Annotated in this window: 23 protein-coding genes; 12 read left to right on the top strand and 11 right to left on the bottom strand. The window is 45.1% G+C overall.

The genetic code is table 11. The features are described from left to right. Positions 1 to 3: 3 nt before the first annotated feature. The 4 genes from V8G47_RS07065 to V8G47_RS07050 are packed head-to-tail and all read right to left on the bottom strand — an operon-like array spanning position 4 to position 4,655. Complete coding sequence (locus V8G47_RS07065) at positions 4 to 1,485, bottom strand: Na+/H+ antiporter subunit D (RefSeq protein ID WP_336199492.1); 1,482 nt, start codon at positions 1,483 to 1,485, stop codon at positions 4 to 6. Beyond that, entirely contained in the window at positions 1,478 to 1,819 is a 342-nt protein-coding gene (locus tag V8G47_RS07060; RefSeq protein WP_034763810.1) for a Na(+)/H(+) antiporter subunit C, read from the bottom strand. Before V8G47_RS07060 ends, V8G47_RS07065 begins: the two co-directional genes overlap by 8 nt. After that, entirely contained in the window at positions 1,819 to 2,253 is a 435-nt protein-coding gene (locus tag V8G47_RS07055; RefSeq protein ID WP_034763813.1) for a Na(+)/H(+) antiporter subunit B, read from the bottom strand. Before V8G47_RS07055 ends, V8G47_RS07060 begins: the two co-directional genes overlap by 1 nt. After that, on the bottom strand, positions 2,250 to 4,655 hold the full coding sequence (locus V8G47_RS07050) for a Na+/H+ antiporter subunit A (RefSeq protein ID WP_336199491.1): 2,406 nt from the start codon (positions 4,653 to 4,655) through the stop codon (positions 2,250 to 2,252). Before V8G47_RS07050 ends, V8G47_RS07055 begins: the two co-directional genes overlap by 4 nt. 302 nt (positions 4,656 to 4,957) lie before the next feature. On the opposite strand from V8G47_RS07050, the gene V8G47_RS07045 reads away from it, so the two are divergent. Both V8G47_RS07045 and V8G47_RS07040 read left to right on the top strand, forming a co-directional pair. Beyond that, on the top strand, positions 4,958 to 5,215 hold the full coding sequence (locus tag V8G47_RS07045; RefSeq protein WP_336199490.1) for a hypothetical protein: 258 nt from the start codon (positions 4,958 to 4,960) through the stop codon (positions 5,213 to 5,215). A 163-nt stretch (positions 5,216 to 5,378) separates the two neighbouring features. Beyond that, on the top strand, positions 5,379 to 5,954 hold the full coding sequence (locus V8G47_RS07040; RefSeq protein WP_336199489.1) for a DUF5366 family protein: 576 nt from the start codon (positions 5,379 to 5,381) through the stop codon (positions 5,952 to 5,954). 49 nt (positions 5,955 to 6,003) lie between these two features. Here the strand turns inward: V8G47_RS07040 and V8G47_RS07035 are convergent, their stop codons facing one another. Then, positions 6,004 to 7,824 carry a transglycosylase domain-containing protein gene (locus tag V8G47_RS07035; protein WP_336199488.1) on the bottom strand — a complete coding sequence of 607 codons (1,821 nt, stop codon included), beginning with the start codon at positions 7,822 to 7,824 and terminating at the stop codon, positions 6,004 to 6,006. Positions 7,825 to 7,867: 43 nt separating this feature from the next. Next, positions 7,868 to 9,079: an MFS transporter gene (locus V8G47_RS07030; RefSeq protein WP_336199620.1), complete on the bottom strand. Its 1,212-nt coding sequence runs from the start codon at positions 9,077 to 9,079 to the stop codon at positions 7,868 to 7,870. Positions 9,080 to 9,365: 286 nt separating this feature from the next. On the opposite strand from V8G47_RS07030, the gene kapD reads away from it, so the two are divergent. Then, a complete protein-coding gene (kapD, locus tag V8G47_RS07025; protein WP_336199487.1) occupies positions 9,366 to 9,986 on the top strand; it encodes a 3'-5' exonuclease KapD in 621 nt (206 codons plus the stop codon). Positions 9,987 to 10,034: 48 nt separating this feature from the next. On the opposite strand, the gene V8G47_RS07020 is transcribed toward kapD, so the two are convergent. Beyond that, on the bottom strand, positions 10,035 to 10,433 hold the full coding sequence (locus tag V8G47_RS07020; protein WP_336199486.1) for a kinase-associated lipoprotein B: 399 nt from the start codon (positions 10,431 to 10,433) through the stop codon (positions 10,035 to 10,037). Positions 10,434 to 10,675: 242 nt separating this feature from the next. Between V8G47_RS07020 and V8G47_RS07015 the strand changes: the two genes are divergently transcribed. The 3 genes from V8G47_RS07015 to V8G47_RS07005 all read left to right on the top strand — a co-directional run bounded on the left by V8G47_RS07015 (position 10,676) and on the right by V8G47_RS07005 (position 12,637). Beyond that, on the top strand, positions 10,676 to 11,266 hold the full coding sequence (locus V8G47_RS07015) for a peptidylprolyl isomerase (RefSeq protein ID WP_408005968.1): 591 nt from the start codon (positions 10,676 to 10,678) through the stop codon (positions 11,264 to 11,266). Between the two features lie 499 nt (positions 11,267 to 11,765). Next, entirely contained in the window at positions 11,766 to 11,966 is a 201-nt protein-coding gene (locus V8G47_RS07010) for a hypothetical protein (protein ID WP_336199484.1), read from the top strand. A gap of 143 nt (positions 11,967 to 12,109) precedes the next feature. After that, the gene (locus V8G47_RS07005; protein WP_442970804.1) at positions 12,110 to 12,637 is read left to right on the top strand and encodes a superoxide dismutase family protein; all 528 of its coding nucleotides are present in this window, start codon (positions 12,110 to 12,112) and stop codon (positions 12,635 to 12,637) included. A 58-nt stretch (positions 12,638 to 12,695) separates the two neighbouring features. On the opposite strand, the gene V8G47_RS07000 is transcribed toward V8G47_RS07005, so the two are convergent. Both V8G47_RS07000 and V8G47_RS06995 read right to left on the bottom strand, forming a co-directional pair. Then, positions 12,696 to 13,859, bottom strand: a complete 1,164-nt coding sequence (locus V8G47_RS07000; protein WP_336199483.1) for a MalY/PatB family protein — start codon at positions 13,857 to 13,859, stop codon at positions 12,696 to 12,698. 154 nt (positions 13,860 to 14,013) lie between these two features. Continuing rightward, a complete protein-coding gene (locus tag V8G47_RS06995; protein ID WP_336199482.1) occupies positions 14,014 to 14,922 on the bottom strand; it encodes an alpha/beta fold hydrolase in 909 nt (302 codons plus the stop codon). Between the two features lie 179 nt (positions 14,923 to 15,101). Here V8G47_RS06995 and V8G47_RS06990 point away from each other — a divergent pair, with 179 nt between their 5' ends. Both V8G47_RS06990 and V8G47_RS06985 read left to right on the top strand, forming a co-directional pair. Then, positions 15,102 to 15,602, top strand: coding sequence for an Lrp/AsnC family transcriptional regulator (locus V8G47_RS06990; RefSeq protein WP_336199481.1), 501 nt, complete (start codon positions 15,102 to 15,104; stop codon positions 15,600 to 15,602). After that, positions 15,599 to 16,768, top strand: a complete 1,170-nt coding sequence (locus V8G47_RS06985; RefSeq protein WP_336199480.1) for an aminotransferase — start codon at positions 15,599 to 15,601, stop codon at positions 16,766 to 16,768. The genes V8G47_RS06990 and V8G47_RS06985 overlap by 4 nt, the downstream gene beginning before the upstream one ends. A gap of 186 nt (positions 16,769 to 16,954) precedes the next feature. Here the strand turns inward: V8G47_RS06985 and V8G47_RS06980 are convergent, their stop codons facing one another. Continuing rightward, the gene (locus V8G47_RS06980; protein ID WP_336199479.1) at positions 16,955 to 17,329 is read right to left on the bottom strand and encodes a helix-turn-helix domain-containing protein; all 375 of its coding nucleotides are present in this window, start codon (positions 17,327 to 17,329) and stop codon (positions 16,955 to 16,957) included. A gap of 801 nt (positions 17,330 to 18,130) precedes the next feature. Beyond that, positions 18,131 to 19,459, bottom strand: coding sequence for a sodium-dependent transporter (locus V8G47_RS06975; RefSeq protein WP_336199478.1), 1,329 nt, complete (start codon positions 19,457 to 19,459; stop codon positions 18,131 to 18,133). A 332-nt stretch (positions 19,460 to 19,791) separates the two neighbouring features. Between V8G47_RS06975 and V8G47_RS06970 the strand changes: the two genes are divergently transcribed. The 4 genes from V8G47_RS06970 (at position 19,792) to V8G47_RS06955 (ending at position 22,885) form a co-directional block, all read left to right on the top strand. Beyond that, positions 19,792 to 20,079, top strand: coding sequence for a spore morphogenesis/germination protein YwcE (locus V8G47_RS06970; RefSeq protein WP_034763845.1), 288 nt, complete (start codon positions 19,792 to 19,794; stop codon positions 20,077 to 20,079). A gap of 347 nt (positions 20,080 to 20,426) precedes the next feature. Continuing rightward, on the top strand, positions 20,427 to 20,834 hold the full coding sequence (yugI, locus tag V8G47_RS06965) for a S1 domain-containing post-transcriptional regulator GSP13 (protein WP_336199477.1): 408 nt from the start codon (positions 20,427 to 20,429) through the stop codon (positions 20,832 to 20,834). Positions 20,835 to 21,030: 196 nt separating this feature from the next. Continuing rightward, on the top strand, positions 21,031 to 22,551 hold the full coding sequence (adh, locus tag V8G47_RS06960) for an aldehyde dehydrogenase (protein ID WP_034763851.1): 1,521 nt from the start codon (positions 21,031 to 21,033) through the stop codon (positions 22,549 to 22,551). 1 nt (position 22,552) lies between these two features. Beyond that, the gene (locus V8G47_RS06955) at positions 22,553 to 22,885 is read left to right on the top strand and encodes a DUF779 domain-containing protein (RefSeq protein ID WP_098439222.1); all 333 of its coding nucleotides are present in this window, start codon (positions 22,553 to 22,555) and stop codon (positions 22,883 to 22,885) included. Positions 22,886 to 23,011 lie beyond the last annotated feature (126 nt).

Raw genomic sequence — 23,011 nt, 5'->3', positions numbered from 1 at the left:
ACATTACTCCTTTAACACTGCGTCTATATAGAGATTCGGATTCACCAGTACTTCGGTTGCTTGTGAAAAGAGTGGGCGCATCGCTTCTGCACCAAGGCCGTAACAAACAGCCAGCACGACGAGTACAGCAGACGTCATCCATAAGTAACGGGCGTCTCCCTTTGACACTCCGCTATATTCCTTCGGGGTTCCCCATATGCCATTCACGAAGATCTTGATGACTGAGTAGAGCACCAACAGACTGGATGCGAGAACGACTCCTGCCCCTACATAGGCTTCTGCCGCAAAGCTTCCCCGTACGATTAAAAATTTCCCGATAAAACCGCTTAAAGGCGGGATGCCGGCAAGTGAGAATGCGGCGACGAGGAACGTCCACCCAAGCCAGGGATAGTGCTTGATCAATCCGCCCATTTTCTTCAGATTCGCCGTGCCGGTAATGGCAATCATGACACCGACCAGAAGAAATAAAGCGGCTTTGATGATCATGTCATGAACCAGGTAATAAATGGCACCCTCCAGTGCTTCAGGGTTCATCGTCGATACCCCAAAAAGAATCACACCGACAGCAATGACGATGTTATAGATGATGATCTTTTTAACATCCCAAAAGGCAATGGCGCCGATACAGCCGAGCACCATGGTTAGGATGGCCAATATGCCCAGGATTTCATGAGTAAATCCCGTATCGTGATAGAAAAATAACGTGTATGTCCGGATAATCGAATAAACTCCGACCTTCGTCAGCAGGGCTCCGAACAGAGCGAGCACCGGGGTCGGTGGTGCATAGTAAGAGCCCGGCATCCAGAAGTAAAGGGGGAAGATGGCACCTTTAAGACCAAAGACCAATAGGAACAAGATGGCGATGGCCGTTAGGATCCCCGGCTGATTCACTTCCGCTATCTTTCTCGATATATCCGCCATATTCAACGTTCCGACCACTGAATACAAGTATGCAACAGTAATGACGAATAGTGCGGAGGAGATGACATTCACCAGAATGTATTTAATTCCTTCACGCAGCTGCGCCTTGGTTCCACCGAGGACCAGCAGAACATAAGAACTCATGAGCATGACTTCGAAAAAGACGAATAGGTTGAAGATATCACCTGTCGTGAAAGCCCCGTTCACTCCAACCAATAGAAACTGAACGACAGGATAATAGTAGAATCGCTCCCTGTCCACCCCGATCGACTTAAACGAGTAGAGAAGGACGATAAGGGCAATGATACTTGTCGTAGTCACAAGTAAGGCAGAAAGCATGTCGGAAACGAGGGTGATCCCAAAAGGAGCCTCCCAGCTTCCGAGGTTCACCGTCTGGATTCCGTCATGGTGAACCGTATTGATGAGAACGAGGGATGCTGCTACAGTCGCCAGTGTTGAAAGAGCTGAAATCCCTCGTTGCAGTTTCACATATTTGCTGATAAACATTAAGATAATCGCCGTGAATAACGGGATTAGAATCGGTAGTATTAATAAGTTAGTCATTTCCTTCGTTACCTCTCATCTGATCCATATTATCCGTGCCAAGCTCCTGATATGCCCGATAAGCGAGAACGAGGAAGAAAGCTGTCACTCCAAAGCTGATCACGATTGCCGTCAGGATCAATGCCTGTGGCAGGGGATCGACATACGATTCAGCGTGTTCCCCTAAGAGAGGGGCAGCTCCTCCTTTAAGTCCACTCACGGAAAGGATCAATAAATGGGCACCGTGGCTCAGTAGGGCTGTCCCGATGATGATGCGGAGCAAGCTCTTGGATAACATTAAGTACACGGCGCTTGTAAATAGTATTCCGACGACGACGGCCATGATGATCTCCATTATTCGCTCACCCCAATCGTTTGAATGATGGTCATGGTGACCCCGATGACCACCAGATACACGCCTGTGTCAAAGAGAACGGCTGTGTGCAGAGATGTCTTCCCTAACAGGGGAAGGTGAAAATAATCGTACGCGTGGGTGAGGAACGGAACATCGAATAATAAAGCCCCCGCACCCGTGGCCACTGAAAAGAACAGTCCGATTGCCGTGATGATCTTGTAATCCACCGGTAAAATGGTGGCGACGGTCTTGATGTCATAAGCGAGTAACAGTAACACAATGGCCCCCGACGTCATCAAGCCCCCGATGAATCCTCCCCCCGGTGTGTAGTGACCCGAGAAGAAAAGGCGCAACGAGAACAGGATGATGATGAATGCGACCACATTGGTGACGGTCTGCAGGATGACATCATTCGTTTTTACTTTTGTTTTCATCCTTCATCCCTCCTTGTAAGGCGCAATTTGATCATGGAGAATATGCCAAGTGCCGCAATGGCCAAGACGCAGATTTCAAACATCGTATCAAACCCACGGAAGTCTACAAGGATAACGTTGACCATGTTCTCCCCGCCGGCTTTATCATGGGTATTCTCAATATAATACTTCGAAATGGACTCAAACATTTTCGAGCTGTAGGAAGAGATGGCAAATAATGCGACCACCACTCCGACCCCGATCGATATAAGTGCATTCCCAAGTTTAAACCGCATGCGTTCTTCATGCCTGCTTAATTTAGGCAGGTGATAGAAGCAAAGTAAGAAAAGGGCCACCGACACGGTTTCAATGACAAGCTGTGTCAGGGCCAGGTCCGGGGCGCGGAATAACACAAAGAATAGTGAAACGGTATATCCTGCAGCTCCAAGCGAAATGATGGACGTCAGTCGTGATTTCGCGAACAGGATGGTGACAGAACTGATGACAAGGAGAAGCGCGATGGCAATCTCATAGACCCCGACTGGAGCAACTTCTTCCAAATTGATGGCGAACGCCCCATTGAACCACATCGCAAACAATGATATGGCAATCAAGAAGGAGAAGATGTATACCAGATACGTTCGGATGAAGCCTGTCATATAGCCGCTTGTAAAGTTATGTGCGCCACGCTCACTCTTGATGAGACCTCCATCATAGAAAGAATTCAATGTGAAGCGCTCAGGGATCCATGTGTACACCTTTTTCCATGAAGGTAAGAGGAGATACAACAGGATTCCGAATAGGATGACCCCGAATGTCATGAACAGCTCAGGTGTAAACCCATGCCAGAATGAAATATGCGTTTCTACCTCATGTCCCTCCTGGATCAGGCTTGGCGTGATTGCCTCCACTGCCGGCGCGATGATCCGCTCTGACAGGATATTCGGGAAGAAACCGAAGATGACCACGAGGGAAGCCAGGATGATCGGTGAGATCAACATTCCAAGAGGGGCTTCATGAGGTTTCTTTTCGAGCTTCTCCGGCTGGTGCTTCCCGGTAAAGGTTTTGAAGACCAGGATCATGCTGTAAATAAACGTGAACACACTTCCTACCCACGCAAGGAGCGGGAAGATCATGCCGAATGTATCCAGGTTGAAAATATCCATTTCAAGGACCCTGACCATTCCAGTAAAGAACATCTCCTTGGAAAGGAATCCGTTGAACGGAGGGAGCCCGGCCATGGAGAATGCTCCGATGATGGCGATGGTGAACGTGATGGGCATGAAGTTCATCAGCCCGCCAAGTTTTCGGATATCCCGGGTACCCGTTTCATGATCAATGATCCCGACGACCATGAATAAACTTCCTTTGAAGGTCGCGTGGTTGATCAAATGGAATACGGCGGCAAGTGTTGCCACCATATAAATGTTATCATCAAGCTCTGTGTAATGAAGAGCCGCAGCTCCCACTCCCAACAGAGACATGATGAGGCCCAGTTGACTGACGGTGGAAAAGGCGAGGATTCCTTTCAGGTCCGTTTGTTTCACGGCGTTGAAAGAACCCCAGAATAAAGTGAAAATCCCGACGCCGCCGACGAGCCACAGCCAAACGCTTGATTCCGCGAATACCGGGCTCAAGCGGGCGACAAGATAAATACCTGCTTTAACCATCGTGGCAGAGTGCAGATATGCACTCACAGGTGTAGGTGCTTCCATGGCATCCGGCAGCCAGATGTGGAATGGGAACTGAGCGGATTTCGTGAAAGCTCCCAATAGTACCAGAAGCAGGGCAGGAAGGAAAAGCGCCTGCGTCATAAGCTGATCAGCTTGTCCGACCAATTCCCTGATGCTGAAAGTCCCGCCCATGAGATATAGGAGCAGGAATCCTCCAAGCATGCTGAGTCCCCCAAATACTGTGATGAGCATGGATTTTAGTGCTCCATACCTGGAACGCTCCCGATGATACCAGTACCCGATCAATAAGAATGATGAAATGGAAGTGAATTCCCAGAACATATAAAGGACGATCAGGTTGTCGGAAAGGACAACGCCCAACATCGCTCCCATGAACATCATTAAGTACACATAAAAATTATGTAATTGCTCCTTCTTCTTATCTAAGTAATAAATGGAGTAAAGGACAACCAGTGAACCGATCCCCGTGATGAGCATGGCAAACAGCAAGCCGAGGCCATCTACGTAAGCGGTGAAGTTGATCCCGAAGGAAGGCATCCACTCCAAGGTTTCCTTGACGGTATCCCCATCTTTCGTAATGGAGATGAATTGAAAAAAGTACGTAAATAAAGCTGCCGGCAATAATAGTACGAACCAGCCGGTATGTACATTCCGAAATGCTTTATATAGAAATGGAATAAGTATCGCAAATAAAAAGGGCGATACAATAGCCCAATGTAATAAAGTCATTTAAAACCCCCCTCTTAACATAATTGTTTATTCTCAACATGGTCTCATGTCAACCCTATACATCATTCGGCAACATTCTTCCTTACTCGACCGAAGCTGAACCCTAAAAAGCATTATAACGTAAAAAATAAATGCTTGCATTACTCAGCATCCCATTCATATCACAACTTTCAAGAAGTATTAAATATGAAGATACGTGGAAATGCACGTAGAAAAAATTGTTGGATTTTCTCCTCAAATCCCGACACTTCCAGAATAGTTTCGGTCAAATTGGAGAATCCTATCCATAAGGTGGTGAAGTTATGAAAAAGAAAACTGTAGCGGTTACGACCATATTTTTTGCTTTTTTTGGCTTTGCGTGGATGGTGGAAACCGAGGATCGATTTAATCGGGGATATATTGAAACAGAAGACCCGACGAGTATGAATATCAAACCGGTTCAATATGGTGAAACGGAAGAAGTGGAAGAGGAATTGACGAAAGAACCCGCACGCGGGAGACAACCATTTAAATCCAGGGAATATATCAGAGTGGTACCCCATTCTCATTCCCTTCAATGAAACGGCCCTTTCTTCCATAACAGAAGGGGCGTTTTTTTGTTGGTGGGGTTACAAGGATAGATAGGTATATTGTCATTGTCCCTTCTGTTTCTATACCCTTTTCAAGATATCCATAAACGATTATGATGAGAGTGGATGAAGAATCGTTATGGGAGAGTTTTGAGTGAAAAATACATACTTAACAAGTTATTTACCCCTTTTTTCGATACTATTGTTTAGTCTGACGTTCTCCGTTTACGGAGTGGGAGTCTTCGTGGACGTATTTAAAAAAATCGGTGTCTACCCGGGCATGAGGGAGTTTTTATCCGATATACAGCTTAAGCTTGCCATTTTGATTCTGTTAATGGTGGCCTTCTTCATGGTGTTCGCGGCTTTAAAACTGATTGCTGAGACCATCAATGGGGTTTCCATGCTGTTTTTTGCCACCGATTCGGATGGGCAGTTGTATAATCTTGTCCGTACAGGCTCGATGATTTACTTCATCGGGGGCTTGGTTTCTGTGGTGAGTCTTAAGTCTTTTATAGGGCTTTTCATCATCTTTGCACTTAGCTCGCTCACTTATTTTATCTATTTTGTGTATAAAATAAGTCCGTCCCTCTCAAAATGGGGGATCTTTGGAGTGGTGAGTCTGCAGGTATTCTCGTGGTCTTCGTTATTTTTGACGATTTTCTTTGTTTTTTTGAAGCTTTATAACGGAGTGATGGCAAGTCTGCCGATTATGTCGAAGGTGAAATTATAATAGAAAAAGCGTCTGCAGCACATGCTGCAGACGCTTTTTTGATGGGAGGTCATTCCATGATTTCCTGCCAGACTTTATGGCTTGGACGCTTTCGTTCAATCTCACTCATATCACGGGGGATATCATGGCCGACCCAAACGCCTGTCGTAAGGGTGTCGGTCAAACCCATCACCCAGTAATCATGATAGTTATTGGTCGTGCCGGTTTTGATTCCTACATATGGCTTAGATACATACGCGGCTCTTCCGGTTCCTGATGTCGCCCCTTCATTGAGCATTTTTCTCATTTTAGCAGTGGTATCTGCTGACCAGACTTTCTTCGGATTCTTTTTCCATTGATAAAGAATCTTTCCGTGACTGTCACTGACGGAAATGATGGCATGACTCTCCTGATAACGGCCGTCAATAAAAGAGGTATAGGCGTCCGTCAGTTCCAGGGGACTCATGCCATATGTGAAGCCGCCAATGGAAGAGGCGAAGGTTTTATCTTCTTTGATCACCCTTTCAAAGGAAAAAGGCGAGATGGCTTGGAAGGCTTTTTCTATGCCGACTTTTTCCATGAGACGAAGTGCCGAGCCGTTATAGGATTGTGCCAGGGATTGTTGTAATGTCACCGTACCCGGCTGGATTCCTCCATAGTTGATCGGACAATACTCGCCGACACAGTATTGATTGGCATTGACTTTGTCATTAATCCCAGCCTTGAATGTCTCTATATAAGGACCGTATACGAGAAGCGGTTTAATAACCGAACCGGGCTGCCTGAAGGCTTGAAACGCATGATTGAAATTATATTTCTGGTAGTCCCTGCCCCCGGATAGGGCGACAATCATTCTTGACTTGTTGTCGATGGTGACGGTGGCTCCCTGTAAGTCTTCATTCAGCTGTCCATTCAAAGCCCGGACACTTTTTTGCTGAAGAGCGGGCTGCAACGCCGTTTGAATCCTGACACCTGACGAAATCACGTCTTGAAATCGTTCCTCGAGCTTCCCGGCTATCCGATTCCTTTCCTCTTCAGAAGCGGCGTTTTCCAGTTCCAGCTTATATCCTTCATTTAGGGCGATCAGTTCCTTCAGCTCGTTTTCCACATAAAAGGCATAGTCGGGATAGAGGTCGGTCTTCTTGCGAACATTCAGGGTGATCGGCATTTTCTTTAAATTCTCCGCTTCATCCTTCGATAATTTTGATGTGCTCACAAGAATATCAAGCAGTCGCTCCTGACGAACCTTCGTTTGATCGAAATGGTCAACGGGATCATATTTCCCCGGATTATTCGGGATCGAAGCGATGAACGCCATCTCCGCCTGGTTAAGATCGGTGACACTTTTTTGAAAATAGTATTGGGAGGCTGTTTCAATCCCGTATACTCCATTACTGAAGTAAATCACGTTCATATATAATTCCAGTATTTCATCCTTTGATAAGGATTGTTCAATTTCATGGGCATAAAACAGCTCTGTCAATTTACGATTATAGGTTTTTTCCTGTCCCAGATAAAGGTTTCGGGCGAGCTGCTGGGTAATGGTGCTGCCACCCTGCTGGATATGGGTGAACACCAGATTTTTCACGACAGCCCGGAGGATTGCGCCAGCATCGAAACCGACGTGTTCGTAAAAATGCTGATCTTCAGATGCGACCAGAATATCCTTTAGGAATGGGGGGATCTTCTCGTCCGGGACATATAGACGGTAAGGCCGGTTCACTTCAGAAAAGACCTTACCGTCCCCGTCAAGGAGTAAGCTTGTACGATTCAGGTCGATGGAATCGGTACTCACGGCATGCTCCAATTCCTGTTGAAAGCTTTGTACCTTGTTCCATTCACCCGTCGCAAAAAATAACGTGGTGAAAAAGATGAGCATAATACTAATCACCGTTATATAACCTGCAAAAACTCTCATATCTCACTCTACTTTTCTAGTAATCTTTCACATGACTTGGGGTTTCAGAATGATGTATACTCCACCATAATAATCCAAATGCACCCAAGAATAAAGCACCTGTTACATAAAAAACGGAAGAAATGCCAATATATCCGGACACGACGCCACCAAAGACAGGCCCGATTACATTTCCAAGAAACCGGAAGCTCTGATTATACCCAAGGACTTCCCCCTGCATACTTAAAGGCGCTTCCTGACGGATGTATGCCGTGACGCAGGGAATCATGCCGCCGATTGCAATTCCGAACAGAAAACGGAAAAGGACAAGCTGCCATAGCTCGACAGCCAGGGCCTGTGGAACGATGAAGATAGATGCGAGAACGAGAAGGATGGATAAAACTTTTTCGTACCCGATATCGTCTCCAAGCTTTCCCCATCGTCTAGTTGCAATTAAATTTCCGAATCCTGTAGCAGAAAAGGCGATTCCCGCTAAAAATGCCAGATTACTAGAAGACGTGAGTTCATCCACATACAAGGCGAGAAGCGGCTGTATGCTGAAGTTCGCCACTTGAATCAAGCAGGAAAGGATAAGGACCGTCACGAGTAACTTATGACTGAAAATATGCTGCAGGACTTCTTTACTCGAGTATTTGTTTCGCTGGTCCCGTTGTGCCCTGCTTCTCTGTTCATCGATACCGAAAAGTACGACGGTCGCAGCAGTGGCAATGGCGATGGAAGTGAAGATGAAAGTGTAGGAAAACCCCACATTGTCTGCTAACAGTCCTCCAATCACCGGGCCGAATAAACCGCCTGATACGGTTCCCATCTGAAGGGTGCCAAGCGTCCTTCCCGCTTCTTCCTTAGGGGTCTGGGAGGAAATGAGGGCCATCGATGTAGGGATGAACCCTGTCACCGCACCCATGATCCCCCGCAGGATGAACAGTCCCCCGACGGAATGCATAAAGCCCATTAAGAAAATGGACGTTGCAATCCCGTATCCAGTGATGAGGAGGATCGGTTTATATCCAAAGCGATCCCCGATCCGACCCCATAAGGGAGATATGAAGAACGCCGTTAAAAATGTAACTCCAAAGACAAAACCTGACCAGCGCTGTACATATTCGTGACTGTAAGTGCCAAAGGTTTCAATGTAAAGGGATAAAAAGGGCAGCACCATTGTTGCGCTGGCCGCCACCAGAAAATTGGCCATGAGCATGATGGTTAGATTCTTTCTTTTTTGTGAAATGATTAACACCTTCTATATGATTTTTTATTTCGTATACCTAAATATTCATTTTATTAAAGATTTGCATCATCGTCCACTGAATAACATTTATTCGCATGGAAAACCGGGAATTAGTCATAATTTCCGGGCTTAGCATGATATAATGTAAGAATAAGAAGTATGGAGAAATGAAGAGCTTGTCGTACAATTCTCCGTTCGGATGGAGCAAAGAAATACGATTATCCTGAAAACATTCTTTATTATAGATAAATTGGGGTCTTATCTACATTTTGAGGAGGGAGTTTAAGTGGCGAAAGCGGAACAGCTTGTGTTTATAGATTTTGAGTTTTCTATGCCGGAACGACATAGGGTCCCCAAAGGTTTCTTCCCTGAAATCATCGAAGCAGGGGTAGTGGTGGTGGAGTATGGAAAAGTGTCAGATACGTTTTCCTCTTATGTGAAACCGACTGCATTTCCCAAACTGACCAACCGCTGCAAACGATTTTTATCCATCAGCCAGAAGGAAGTGGATTCAGGGATATCGTTCCAATGTCTGATTGATTATTTTAAAGGGTTAAATGACAAGGGAGTCGCGAAAGTAGTGACGTGGGGAAACATGGATATGAAGGTACTGCGCGATAACTGCGCTCAGACAGGCGTTCCATTTCCTTTCCAAGCTCAATTCGTCGATCTATCCATGGAATATAAGCGCTTCTTCGGTGATCAGAACCAGACGGGACTATGGAAGGCCGTCCAGGAATATGGAAGGGAAGGCGTCGGAAAGCACCATAAAGCGTTGGATGATGCCCTCACCACCCAGCACATCTATAACCTGGTCGAAAAAGACAAAAAATACCTCGATAAAGCCCAACCCACCACCATCGGAGACAGAATCGACCTCTCCAAATTCTACAACCAGCTTGCATGACAAGACGAGGGACGGACCTTCAAATGAAGGTCCGTCCCTCGTCTTTCATTAAAATGTGAGGTTATACATCAGTTCGTATTCCCTTTGAATGGATTGCAGTGTTTCAAGACTCTTTTGTGCGTGGGGGGAAGCGTCTGCTTCAAGTTCCCGCTTTAACGTTAAGTAGGAATGGATAAGTGTTTCATTGTAATCGGGGATGTCCCCGTCATATGGCTTGACCATTTTCTCCGGCATGTTGGCACGCTCGCCGTGGGCAAGTGCTTTCCGTTCGTGAAACAAGGGTACGTCCACCGCTTGAGGGTTGTGCAGATCGCCTTGCCTCGGATGCTTTAAAACAGCCTGGATCTTCACGACAAAGGCACCTGGTCGTTCTTCTGTGACTTCCCCTACATATTTTCCCGTTTTATAAAAAGCTGTGACATAATCACCAATTTGAATGTTTTTCATAAAAAACCTCCTCTAATACATCAATCTCTATTATAATGTAAGCAGAATGAAACTGAGAAATAACTACTATAAAGGTAACATGTGGAGGTACATATATGAAGCGTTTAATGATCGTTACCCTCTGTTTACTAGGTTTAGTTCTTGCCTCATGTGGACAAACAGAAAAGGGAGATACCACTGAAGAAAAGCCAAAAGCATCCGAAAAACAGAAAACGGCAGAAGAAACCAAAGGAGATGAAGATATGACCTATCCTCAGTTGACAACAGAAGTTGCTGAAAACGAAAAATTAGTTGAAATGAAGACATCCATGGGAACCATCAAGATCAAGTTATTCCCCGAGCAGGCTCCTAAAACCGTGGAGAACTTTATAAAACACAGTAAAGATGGTTATTATGATGGCTTGAAATTCCACCGGGTCATCAAAGACTTCATGATTCAGGGCGGAGACCCGAATGGGAACGGGACGGGTGGAGAAAGCATCTACGGAGAATCATTCGAAGATGAATTTTCACCGGAATTATTCAATCTGCGCGGTGCCCTTTCGATGGCGAATAGAGGCCCTGACACGAATGGAAGTCAATTCTTCATAGTTCAGAAAAGTGACTTCGACCCGCAAATGGAAGACCAGATGAAATCTGCCGGTTTCCCTGAGCAAATCATCAATGCTTATAAGGAGAATGGCGGAACACCTTGGCTTGACCAAAAGCATACCGTGTTTGGACAAGTAGTCGAAGGGATGGACATCGTGGATAAGATTGCAAACGTAGAAGCGGATGAAAACGGCCTTCCGAAAGAAGATATCATAATTGAAAACATCAAGGTTCTAAAATAAAAGCTTAAAAACGAGGTTGGGACAATAGTGTTTTAGCCAAAGAAAACGCCGAACGATTATTCGAAATTCTGTGAAGGAAAACGAATTCGTTTGGTTTTTTTTTGTTTTTTAAAGCATATTATAGGTATTTCATTGATTCTAGCTGTTGATTGGAGTGCAAGACGAAGACTCCTACGGGAAAAGCGGAGAGATGAGACCCCGCAGGAGCGCCAGCGACGAGGAGGCTCAGCCGAACGCCCGAGGAAAGCGAAGTCTTGCACGGAAATCAACAGCGGTGCTAAAAGTGATTCTTAACAACATTTAGGTATTGTTCGTTTTTAGAGAGAATGTAGATAGTTATGACCCAGCCCCTATTTTTGGAGAGAAAAAAAGAGTATTTCCTCGGAAATTGTCGGGTGGACGTTCAATAAATCGTTAAAAAGGTGACGATTTGAAGTTGGTTTGTCCTTTAGAGAGTTGTTATAATGGACAAAGAGTTAGTTTTCGAAAGGAGCGTACCATGCTTTCTTCATTTATATTAAATTTATTTCTCTATTTTCCCGAAGATAAGACAGAATATATCCCAGCCGGCATTACGATGGCCATTTTCATGATCGCTGCCCTGCTCACTTTCCGGATCATCCAGAAAGCTTCAAAACGAGAAGAATTGAAAACAAAGAAAATGGAAGAAGAAGCAAGGGTTCAGAAGAGAACAGAATAAGTAATCAGAACACGCCACCTGAGCGTGTTTTTTTTCGTCCTGATGGATATCCTCCATACAGCAACACTTCCTGGAAATAGGAATAATTTTCACCAAGGGAGTCAACAATGTGAAAGAGTATGCAGAGATGGAGGAAGAGCGATATGAAAAAATTATCCCTATTATATATGGTCATGATCACACTTCTGGCAAGCGGATGTGCCATTGAAAATCCGAATAAGATAGAAGTGGAAATGAAAAATGAGAACGGTGATTCACTGGGGAATGCCACCCTTCAGGAGCAATCTGACGGAGTGGAAGTCGCATTGGATCTCGAAGGACTTCCTCCGGGGGAGCACGGAATCCATATACATGAAAAAGGAGCATGTAAGCGGCCGGATTTCGTAACGTCAGGTAATCACTTCAATCCTGACGATACGAAGCACGGACTGCTTCATCCTGAAGGGGCCCATGGCGGAGATCTGCCCAACCTCATCGTGGGGGATGACGGAACGGTGAAGGTGAAGCTCATGGCACCGATGGTTACGTTATCAAAGGGGAAGACATCCCTATTCACTAAAGAAGGGACCTCACTCATCATTGATGAAAACAAAGACGACGGGATGACACAACCCTCGGGGGATTCCGGTAAACGCATTGCCTGTGGCGAGATCAAAAGCGATAAGAAATAACCGTTAAAAAAATGTACCAGGTAGAATCGGGACGATTCGCACCTGGTACATTTTTAATTCAGCTTAATGCGGTCCTTAATCTTTCCAGACCGTCCATCAGCGTCTCCCTTGGACATGCAATGTTCATGCGGACAAAGCCTTCCCCGCCAGGACCATATTTGGTACCCGGTTCCAATGCAAGTTTCCCTTTATCTAATAATCGATTCTTCAATTCATCATCGGACAGGTTCAACTTCGTGCAATCGATCCAGAGAAGATACGTCCCTTCTGCTTCCACGACCTGCATTTGGGGCAGGTGTTCTCCAATGAATTCCTTCGTGACGGTTACATTTTCCTGCAGGTAATCCAGAATTTCTTCTAACCATTGTTCACCGTGACGATAGGCTGTTTCCATTCCGATGATGCCGAGTGTATTGAGAGTAAAGAAGCCCTGTTTTTTATGAACGACTGCGATCTTTTCCCTGATTTCAGCATTGGGAGTAATCATGGCTGAAGCCTGTAACCCGGCCAGGTTAAAGGTTTTGCTCGGTGCAATGCACGTAATCGTCATATCCCGGAATGTATCATCAAGGGAGGCGAGAGGGATATGCGTATGATTTTTATACACCAGATCTGAATGGATTTCATCCGAAACAATCAAAACGTTGTATTTGTGACATAATTCAGCCATTTTGGCTAGTTCTTCTTTCTTCCACACCCGTCCGCTTGGATTATGAGGGTTGCACAGAAGAAATAGCTTCACACCTGTTTTAAGGGATTCTTCAAAGGCATGAAAGTCGATGGAATATCTACCTTCGTGATACTGCAGTCGGGCATTGACAATTTCCCTGTCATTATCCTCCACCAGGCTGAAAAAAGGAGTGTAGACGGGAGATTGGACAAGTACTTTGTCTCCGGGAACAGTGAGTGCCTGAATGATCGTTGATATAGCGGGAACGACTCCGGGACTGTATTGCAGCCAGGTTGTCTCGATTTCCCAGCCGTGACGCTTTTGAACCCACTCTTTAATGCTGGCCGCTGTTTCATCCCCTACAAACGTGTAGCCAAAGATCCCGTGCTGCAGTCTGTTCCCGAGGGCTTCCAATACGGCCTCAGGCGGAAGGAAATCCATATCTGCCACCCACATAGGCAGGACATCGTCTCTCCCGAACACGGTTTTCGTAAGGTCCCACTTAACGGAGGAGGATCCTTTCCGGTTGATGATTTCCTCAAATCTACTCATTATTTTTTCCCCTTTCGTTTATGTATTTGTAAGTATAATCATATGATGGAAACGAAAAAGATGAAAATGATATGTTTCCATTTTATTTTTCAGAACAGAAGGCGAAGGGTAGTGCAGTCCCTTCTCAAAAATGAAAGAAAAAAGGGACTTCTCCCTACGTTTCAGTTAGAAGCGTCTGGGAAAGTCCTTTTTGAAATAGAGGCTCAGTCCTTGCCTCATCCGATATTTCTTCTGTGGCGGAGGAAACAAATGCATGAATATTCTCCAATACTTCACTTGGTTTTTCTTCGGGTACAAGATGCCCCGTCTCTTTGAGGACAACGAGTTTGGAGTTCGGGATATCCTGATTCAACCTCTCTCCTGTTGATAAAGGGACCACCCTGTCATGCTCTCCCCAAACGAGAAGGCAGGGTGTTTGAATATTTCGCAGGTCATTCACCGACAAATCTCCTTCGCGATCCCGTATCATCCTTGTCAGCGCTTTGAAAATATCATCCTCAAGGAAAGGTTTCAAATATCCAAACATCATTTCATCGTCAATCATAGTAGAGTCATGGACGACGTTTTCAAGGTTATTGCGGACCCCTGAGCGAGTAAGCCACAGTTTCACGTAAAGATGGAAAAAAGGGATGTGACTCAGCATCGTGACAGGCCAATTCATCCGCTTTAGATATCCTGAACTGCAGAGCAGGATGCCTTTTTTCACTAAGTCAGGGGCCTTTTTCATGACATTCAAGGCGATCTGACCACCCATGGAATGACCCGTCAAGTGGATGTTGCTTACGTTCAAATGGTCCAGTAAGGCGATGACCGTATTGGCAAGGTTGTCGTAAGAATAGATGAAGCTGTTGTGTTTCCCGCTGTTTCCGAAGGGAGGCAGGTCGATGGAAATGACATTATAATGTTCTTTCAAAAGGGGTGTAAGCCGTCTGAAGCTGAAAGTGGATGACAGGAATCCATGAAGAAGGACGAAGGTTTCTGAGGCAGTGGGATGTTCGTGATATTCAAAGTAAACATTGGTGCCGTTCACCTCCACCACTCTGGCGAAATCGTTTTCTTGCATTTTTCCTCACTCCTTTCTGGTTTGATTATAGTTATTTTACCCCCAATTCCGTATTTCACACCTTGATTCGAGCGTTCTGACATATCCATTCCCTTTAAGGGGGAAAATAGGTTGACGCTTTTCATATTCGAGACTTCTGATATAATGAAACCATTTAGTGGGGATGAGGAGGAAGCGGAATGCAACTGAGAGAAATGGAGCTTGATTTAGTAAGGATTTTACAGAAGGATGCAAGGATTTCGACAGAAGATTTAGGGAAGATGCTTCAAGTGCCGGCAAAGGATGTCGAGGAAGCCGTTGAAAAGCTGGAAAAAGCGAATATTCTTGTCAGATACAGCTCGATTGTGGACTGGTCTAAAGTGGAAGGCCATGAAGGAGTTACGGCCATGATTGATGTGAAAGTCGCTCCGAAAAGAGGAGTGGGCTTTGATGAAGTGGCTCACCGGATTTACCGATATAAAGAAGTGAAAAGCGTTTATCTGATGTCCGGGGCATATGATTTGTCCGTGACGGTGGAAGGGCGGTCCATGCATGAAGTGGCGACATTCGTGTCCGAAAAGCTCTCCACCCTGGATTCTGTCTTATCAACGACCACACATTTTCAATTGAAAAAATATAAGCATGATGGAACGATCTTCGGTGATCATGGAGAAGACAGAAGAATCGTGGTGTCCCCATGACAACCAAGACATCATACATATCTCAATCCGTTAAAAATTTAAAGCCTTCAGGAATCAGGAAATTCTTCGACCTGGCTGCCAATATGGAAGGAGTCATTTCCTTAGGCGTTGGGGAGCCGGATTTCATCACCTCCTGGACGGTGAGGGAAGCGGCGATTCTTTCCTTGGAACAGGGATATACCTCTTATACAGCGAATGCGGGACTTCTCGAGCTGAGGGAAAAGATTGCCCGGTATATGAAAGAGGGATACTCGGTTGACTATGACCCGAAAACGGAAATCATTGTGACGGTCGGGGCTTCACAGGCACTTGATATCAGCATGAGGGCCATCATCGATCAGGGTGATGAAGTGATCATCGTCGAACCGGGCTTCGTTTCGTACGTTCCCCTCGTTCAATTGGCGGGCGGAGTACCGATAACCGTCGAAACCAAACCGGAAAATGGCTTCAAGCTCACAGCTGAAGAACTCGAAGCGGCCATCACGCCAAAGACAAAAGCTGTGTTACTTTGTTCCCCTAACAATCCGACAGGGACGGTCCTTGAAAGGGGAAACTTAGAGAGCCTGGCTGAAGTGGTCCGGAAGCATGATCTCGTCGTCTTTTCAGATGAAATTTATGCGGAGCTTGCCTATGACCATCACCATGTATCCATCGCTTCGTTAGAAGACATGAGAAAAAGGACCATCGTCATCAACGGCTTCTCGAAAGGGTTCGCCATGACGGGCTGGAGACTCGGCTATATATGTGCCCCCGAAGAGATTTCTTCATCCTTATTGAAGATCCATCAGTACGCCATGATGTGTGCGTCGACGCCTGCACAATATGCAGCAGTCGAGGCACTGGATAAGGGGATGGACGATGTGATGGAAATGAAGAGAAGCTACCGTCACCGCCGTCACTATTTCGTCGACTCCCTGAACGAATTGGGATTAACATGCCACACCCCGGGAGGAGCGTTCTATGCCTTTCCTTCCATTCAAAAGACGGGAATGTGTTCCGAAGAATTTGCAGAAAAACTCCTGATTGAAGAGAAAGTGGCGGTTGTGCCCGGTAATGTATTCGGTAAAGGTGGAGAAGGGTTTATCCGTTGTTCTTATGCATCGAGCATGGAGCAGCTCCAGGAAGCTGTGAAACGGATGAAGCGATTTGTGGAGAATCACAGTTAGGCGAGTAATGAAGGGTGCCTGGTACCCGATTCCCGATTGAGGCCAGGCATCCTTAAAAATGCGCAAAAAAATAGGACGATACCATGATCGTCCAACAAATGAAAACAAAAGGGGGAATACTTAGAAAGCTTATCTTCAGTATGACCCCTTTTGTGTTTCTCTATACATCTTTATCAAAAAAAGTTTTTACGATTCTTGTGTTTCATACTTCAATTCATATAGCATTTGCATTACCCTCAGAAAATCCTCTTCTGAGAATTCCTTGGCCTTGCGAAGGATGAGCTTCGTCCGCTTGGGACCCAGTTCTTTGATCAACTGCTCCATCTCAGCGTCGATTCCTGCAGGAGTATGATGACCTTTCATTTCCCGTTCCATGAGTTCGGAAGCAGGAATATCGAGAACAGTGGAAAGTTTAAGGATGGTTTGGGTGTCGGGAATCTGTAAATCAGATTCATATTTCTCAATCGTTTTCGTTCCCAATCGGGCTCGTAAAGCCAACTCCTGTTGAGACAATTTACGCTCTTCCCTGATTCGTTTCAGATTTTCTCCAAAATAAGACATAGCAAAATCCCTCCTCATAAAATCCTTCCGTATATCTTTAGTTTATCACCAATTGGAAAAAATCAGCCCGGTAACCCGTGAACAAAATGTTACATAAATAAGAGAAGGGTGGGATAAAGTTGTTTAGTCAAAAGAAAATCCGAACGATCATCGAAATTCTATTTAGAAAATCGAAATCGTTCGGATTTATCATTTAGCTATTTACGTAAACACTGGTGGTTTTGGATGTAGTGAGTAGTGGTTGATTTCCGCTCCAGTTGCTCGCTTTCCGCGGGGCTGGCGGTGAGCCTCCTCGGCTGCGCCTGCGGGGTCTCACCTGTCCAGCATTTCCCGCAGGAGTCGAGCAACTTCCGCTACAATCAACTATCCAAGCGTAAGTGTTTCACTATAACATTGTAGTGTCCACGATTGCGTACACCTAGTATTTTCTATTAATTGCAGTGTTACCAGATGTGAGTCTGCTAAGACAAACCACTAGTAATCGAACAATGGAAAAACAATGGTCTGTGTAGGAATATCAACCTTGGTGAAACGGGCCTTTTAATATTATTGCAAAAGCATATTCAGTGTATGTAGCAGGATTTAGCTTTTGATTGGAGTGCAAGACGAAGACTCCTACGGGAAAAGCGGAATAGGTAAGACCCCGCAGGAACGTAGTGACGAGGAGGCTTGCCTTCCGCCCGAGGAAAGCGAAGTCTTGCACGGAAATCAAAAGCGGTGTAACAAGTGAGCCTAACTAATTTTTTGATTGTTCGTCTTTAGAGGAAATGGATTTAGATATGTCCCAATCTCCTCTATGATTCACGATATGAAAACGAGTATGATCGCTACTGGTACGATGTAGCGCAGGAGGAAGATCCAGCTGTTGAATAAGCCCCTGGATATGGATGAACCGGATTGAAGTTCAGTCCAGACGTCCTCGCGTTTCAATCGATAGGATACGAAGATTGAAATGAGTAAAGCACCTACAGGCAATCCGAAGTTACTTGTTATATAATCGGCGAAGTCGAAAAAGTTCTTCCCTCCGATAAGAAACTCATTGAATACTCCAAATGATAAGGCACTCGGAATTCCCGCAATGAAAACGAGGATCCCGATCAGCCAGGTAAACGGCACTCGTTTCTTCTGATTCCCCTTGGACAATGCAGCGACCCCGATCTCTAAGATGGAGAAAGCTGATGTCAGGGTGGCAAACAGTAACAGAATAAGGAACACGGTTAAGAATATCCCACCGAATGCAATCTCATTAAAAACGGCAGGAAGGACCACAAAGGCAATCCCGGGTCCTTCATCGGGTTTGAAGCCGAGTGCATATACGGCTGGGAAAATCACCAAACCTGCGAGCAGGGAAATAAAGATATTCAAACTTGAAACACTGATGGCGGACCTTGGCATGCTATCCTCTTTAGATAAATACGATGCATACGTCACCATGACGGATAGACCCACCGTTAAAGCGAAGAATGCTTGTCCCAGTGCAAGGAGGACCGTCTCTCCATTCAAATAACTCCAATCCGGGAGTAACAGGAAGCGGACACCTTCCATCGCACCTTCCAATGTCAGGGACCTGATCACCAGAATAATGAATAAAATGAATAGAGCAGGCATCATATAACGACTGGCACGTTCGATCCCTTTTTGAATCCCGCCCTGGACGACAAGAATGGTGATGACGATGAAAGCGAACTGAGCGATCAGCACTTCTTTTGGATTCGCTATGATGCTTTCAAACAAAGCACCATATTGTTCTTGCGATTTTCCTGTCAGAGAGCCTGTCACACTTCTTGCCAAGTAGGAAAGAATCCATCCTCCCACCACACTGTAAAAGGATAAGATGATGAACGACACCACCGTTCCTAAATAACCGATCCAGTGCCAACGGGAATGAGGGGCCAATATTTTATAAGAAGTAACAGCATCCGCCCCGGCACGCCTGCCGATGACAAATTCAGCGAGAAGAATGGGGGTCCCAATTAAAACGGTAAAAAGTATAAAGAGCAAGAAGAAAACACCCCCGCCATTCGCACCGGCCATATAAGGGAATTTCCAAATCGCGCCCAAGCCGATGGCAGACCCTGCCGCTGCCAGAATAAAGCCTATCTTAGAAGTCCATTGATCTTTCTTGGCCATACTTAAGATCCTCCTTTCAAAAAATAAGATTTTTCAATCGTACTATGTTTTAGTACCCCTGTACACCGGATTTTTAAATTTTCAATAAATGGGGTAGAGGACATGTAATGGTATTCAATGAAGAAAGTATTGCACCGCATTTCCATTTATTATGGGTGAAAACGCTTAAAAACATTACTTTTCAACTAATTTTTTGAAAAGAAGTTAAAAACAAGGCAAATAGACTGGAAATTTTCTGAATATGTAGTATACTAATTGTAACAAAACGTTCACAAATTATTCTTTTTTTCGCCACAATTGAAAGCGTTTACTACAGAAATGGAGGAATTGAAATGGATGTCTTTCTAGTATACCTATTCGTCGCAACGGCAACTCCACTTTTTCTTTGGGTCGAACATCGTAAATGGGCGGTTCTTCACATCCCATTTGTTATAGCCTTATGGTCAGTGTTTATCTATTATGTAGCCGTACCTGAACTCGGAGGCTGGGGACATGTAACCCTATGGAGTCTGTTCGTGGCAAATCTTGCATTCGCACATATCGCAGCCTTCATGTTATATGCCGTTCCCTTTATCCAAAAGCAAAGAAAGAAAAAATCATCAGCCATTAAGAACTTTTAGTCTGACCCATATTTGATTGGGTCGGGCTTTTTTTTTGCAAAGCCGGATGATTTCTTTAAAGGGGGAGAGCTGACATAATATAGTAGAAAGAGGTGAATTCGCGAAATCGGGATTTTGTCTATCCAGCCACCTTCGGAACGGATTGATCCTGTTGAATCCCTGTTCCATTATGTTTTAATAAAATGATTAATTGGGAAGCATAACTAGTGAGAAAGCAATTCTAGACGGATAGTAGGATGTAAATGAAGGAAGGCAAAGAAAATCCCTTTGCCGAATTCCCGATTCTATGATATAATCTACAATTGCGTGTAAAGACGAAAAATAATATATATACTAGGAGTGTTACCATGACTACAAAATTCGAAACAGGAACTGTTGTAACAGGTAAAGTTACAGGCATTCAACCATACGGTGCGTTCGTTGCACTTGACGAAGAAACTCAAGGATTAGTTCATATCTCTGAAATCACTCACGGATTTGTTAAAGACGTTAGTGAGCACCTTTCAGTAGGCGACGAAGTAAAGGTTAAAGTATTATCAGTGGACGAAGCAGCTGGTAAAATCAGCCTTTCTATCCGTGCTACAGAAGAAGCTCCTGCTCAACAAGCAAAGCCGGCAGCAGCGAAAAAACCTCGCCGTCAAGGAAGTGTGAAACCAGCAGCTGAAGAAACAACACCTGCAGGCTTCAACACTCTTAAAGACAAGCTTGAAGAGTGGATCGAGCAATCAGAACGTGAAGATCTAATCAAGAAATAATAGATGTATATAAAGACCGGCCTTCAATGAGGGCCGGTCTTTTTTTTGTTTACAGAAGGACTGAAAAAAAGATCATAAATTAACGAAAAATAAAGAATTTTATAATAATACACTTGTCCGTACCTCCTAAATGGCATATAATGAAAAATGAAAGCGCTTAACTAAATGAAAATACATAAAATCAGGAGGAACTTAGATGCTTTATAATAATCCGAATACAGAAGGTTCGTTGGTCCAATTCAAAGATAAGTATGAGAACTTTATCGGTGGGGAATATGTTCCGCCTGCAAGCGGGGAGTATTTTGAAAATGTATCTCCTGTGACGGGCCAAGTATTCACCAAAATCGCCCGTTCAAACAAAGAAGATGTAGAAAAGGCATTGGACGCGGCTCATGCAGCGAAAGACGCATGGGGGAAAACGTCTGTAGCAGAAAGAGCCAATATCCTGAATAAAATCGCCGATCGCATGGAAGAGAACCTCGAAATGCTAGCGGTAGCCGAAACGTGGGATAACGGGAAGCCGGTCCGTGAAACGATGGCTGCGGACTTACCCCTTGCGGTCGATCATTTCCGCTACTTTGCCGGATGCATCCGGGGACAGGAAGGTTCACTTGGTGAAATCGATAACGATACAGTTTCTTATCACTTCCATGAGCCGATCGGGGTTGTGGCACAGATCATCCCTTGGAATTTCCCGATCCTCATGGCCGTATGGAAGATCGCCCCTGCCCTTGCTGCAGGAAACTGTGTTGTATTGAAGCCGGCAGAACAAACGCCTGCATCCATCATGGTACTGGTGGAACTGATTGAAGACCTGCTGCCAAAAGGCGTATTGAATGTGGTACAGGGATTTGGAGTGGAAGCAGGGAAGCCCCTCGCACAGAGCAAGCGCGTTGGGAAAGTAGCCTTCACTGGTGAAACGACTACCGGCCGCCTGATCATGCAATATGCTTCACAGAACATCATTCCTGTTACATTGGAGCTTGGCGGGAAATCACCTAATATTTTCTTTGAAGATGTTATGGATCAGGATGATGACTTCCTTGATAAAGCAGTCGAAGGGTTCGTCATGTTTGCCCTGAACCAAGGTGAAGTGTGTACCTGTCCTTCAAGGGCCTTGATCCAGGAATCCATCTACGATAAGTTCATGGAGCGAGCGATCGAGCGGGTGAAACAAATCAAGCAGGGGAACCCGTTGGATACGGACACGATGCTTGGTGCCCAGGCTTCTCAGGAGCAATTGGATAAAATCCTTTCTTATATTGAAATCGGAAAAGAAGAAGGGGCAGAAGTATTGATCGGTGGAGAGCAGAATAAACTCGAAGGCGATCATGAAGCAGGATTCTACGTGAAGCCGACTGTATTCAAAGGCGACAATAAAATGCGTATTTTCCAGGAGGAAATCTTTGGACCTGTTGTTTCCGTGACGACCTTCAAGACGAAAGAAGAAGCCCTTGAAATCGCCAATGACACTCTTTATGGACTTGGTGCGGGTGTATGGACGCGTGATATGAACACGGCTTACCGTTTCGGCAGAGAAGTTCAGGCAGGACGCGTATGGACCAACTGCTACCATCAATATCCGGCACATGCAGCATTCGGAGGCTACAAAATGTCCGGTATCGGTCGTGAAAACCATAAAATGATGCTGTCACACTATCAACAGACGAAGAATCTACTAGTCAGCTATAGTCCCAAAGCGTTAGGATTCTTCTAAAATGGAACAGCGACTAGAGGCGACAGAACAAGCACTCCAGCTGATAGAAACGTTAAAGGGAAAGCACGGCGCCCTCTTGTTTCACCAGTCCGGTGGATGTTGTGATGGCAGTTCCCCTATGTGTTTGAGTCAAGATGATCTGATCATCGGTGACAGTGATGTATTGGTAGGTACTGTAGCCGACTGTCCTTTTTATATGAACGAACAACAATATGAATATTGGAAGCATTTCAGGATCATATTGGATGTGAGAGAAGGAAGAGGGGGAGTATTCTCCCTCGAATCCACGGAAGGTGTACGATTCATTACGGATTCTAAATTGATGAAAGTGTGAGATGTACACTTTTAGAGGCAGCCTGTTTTACAGGTTGCCTCTTTTTTTATGAAAATATATCAACCATTCTACATATACGACAAATTTCGCCGCCGTCGAACAACTCCAACCGCCACCCCCTCACCC

The organism is Rossellomorea sp. LJF3, assembly GCF_037046045.1.
Classification (GTDB): domain Bacteria; phylum Bacillota; class Bacilli; order Bacillales; family Bacillaceae_B; genus Rossellomorea.
This window is presented reverse-complemented; position numbering and strand designations above follow the sequence as displayed.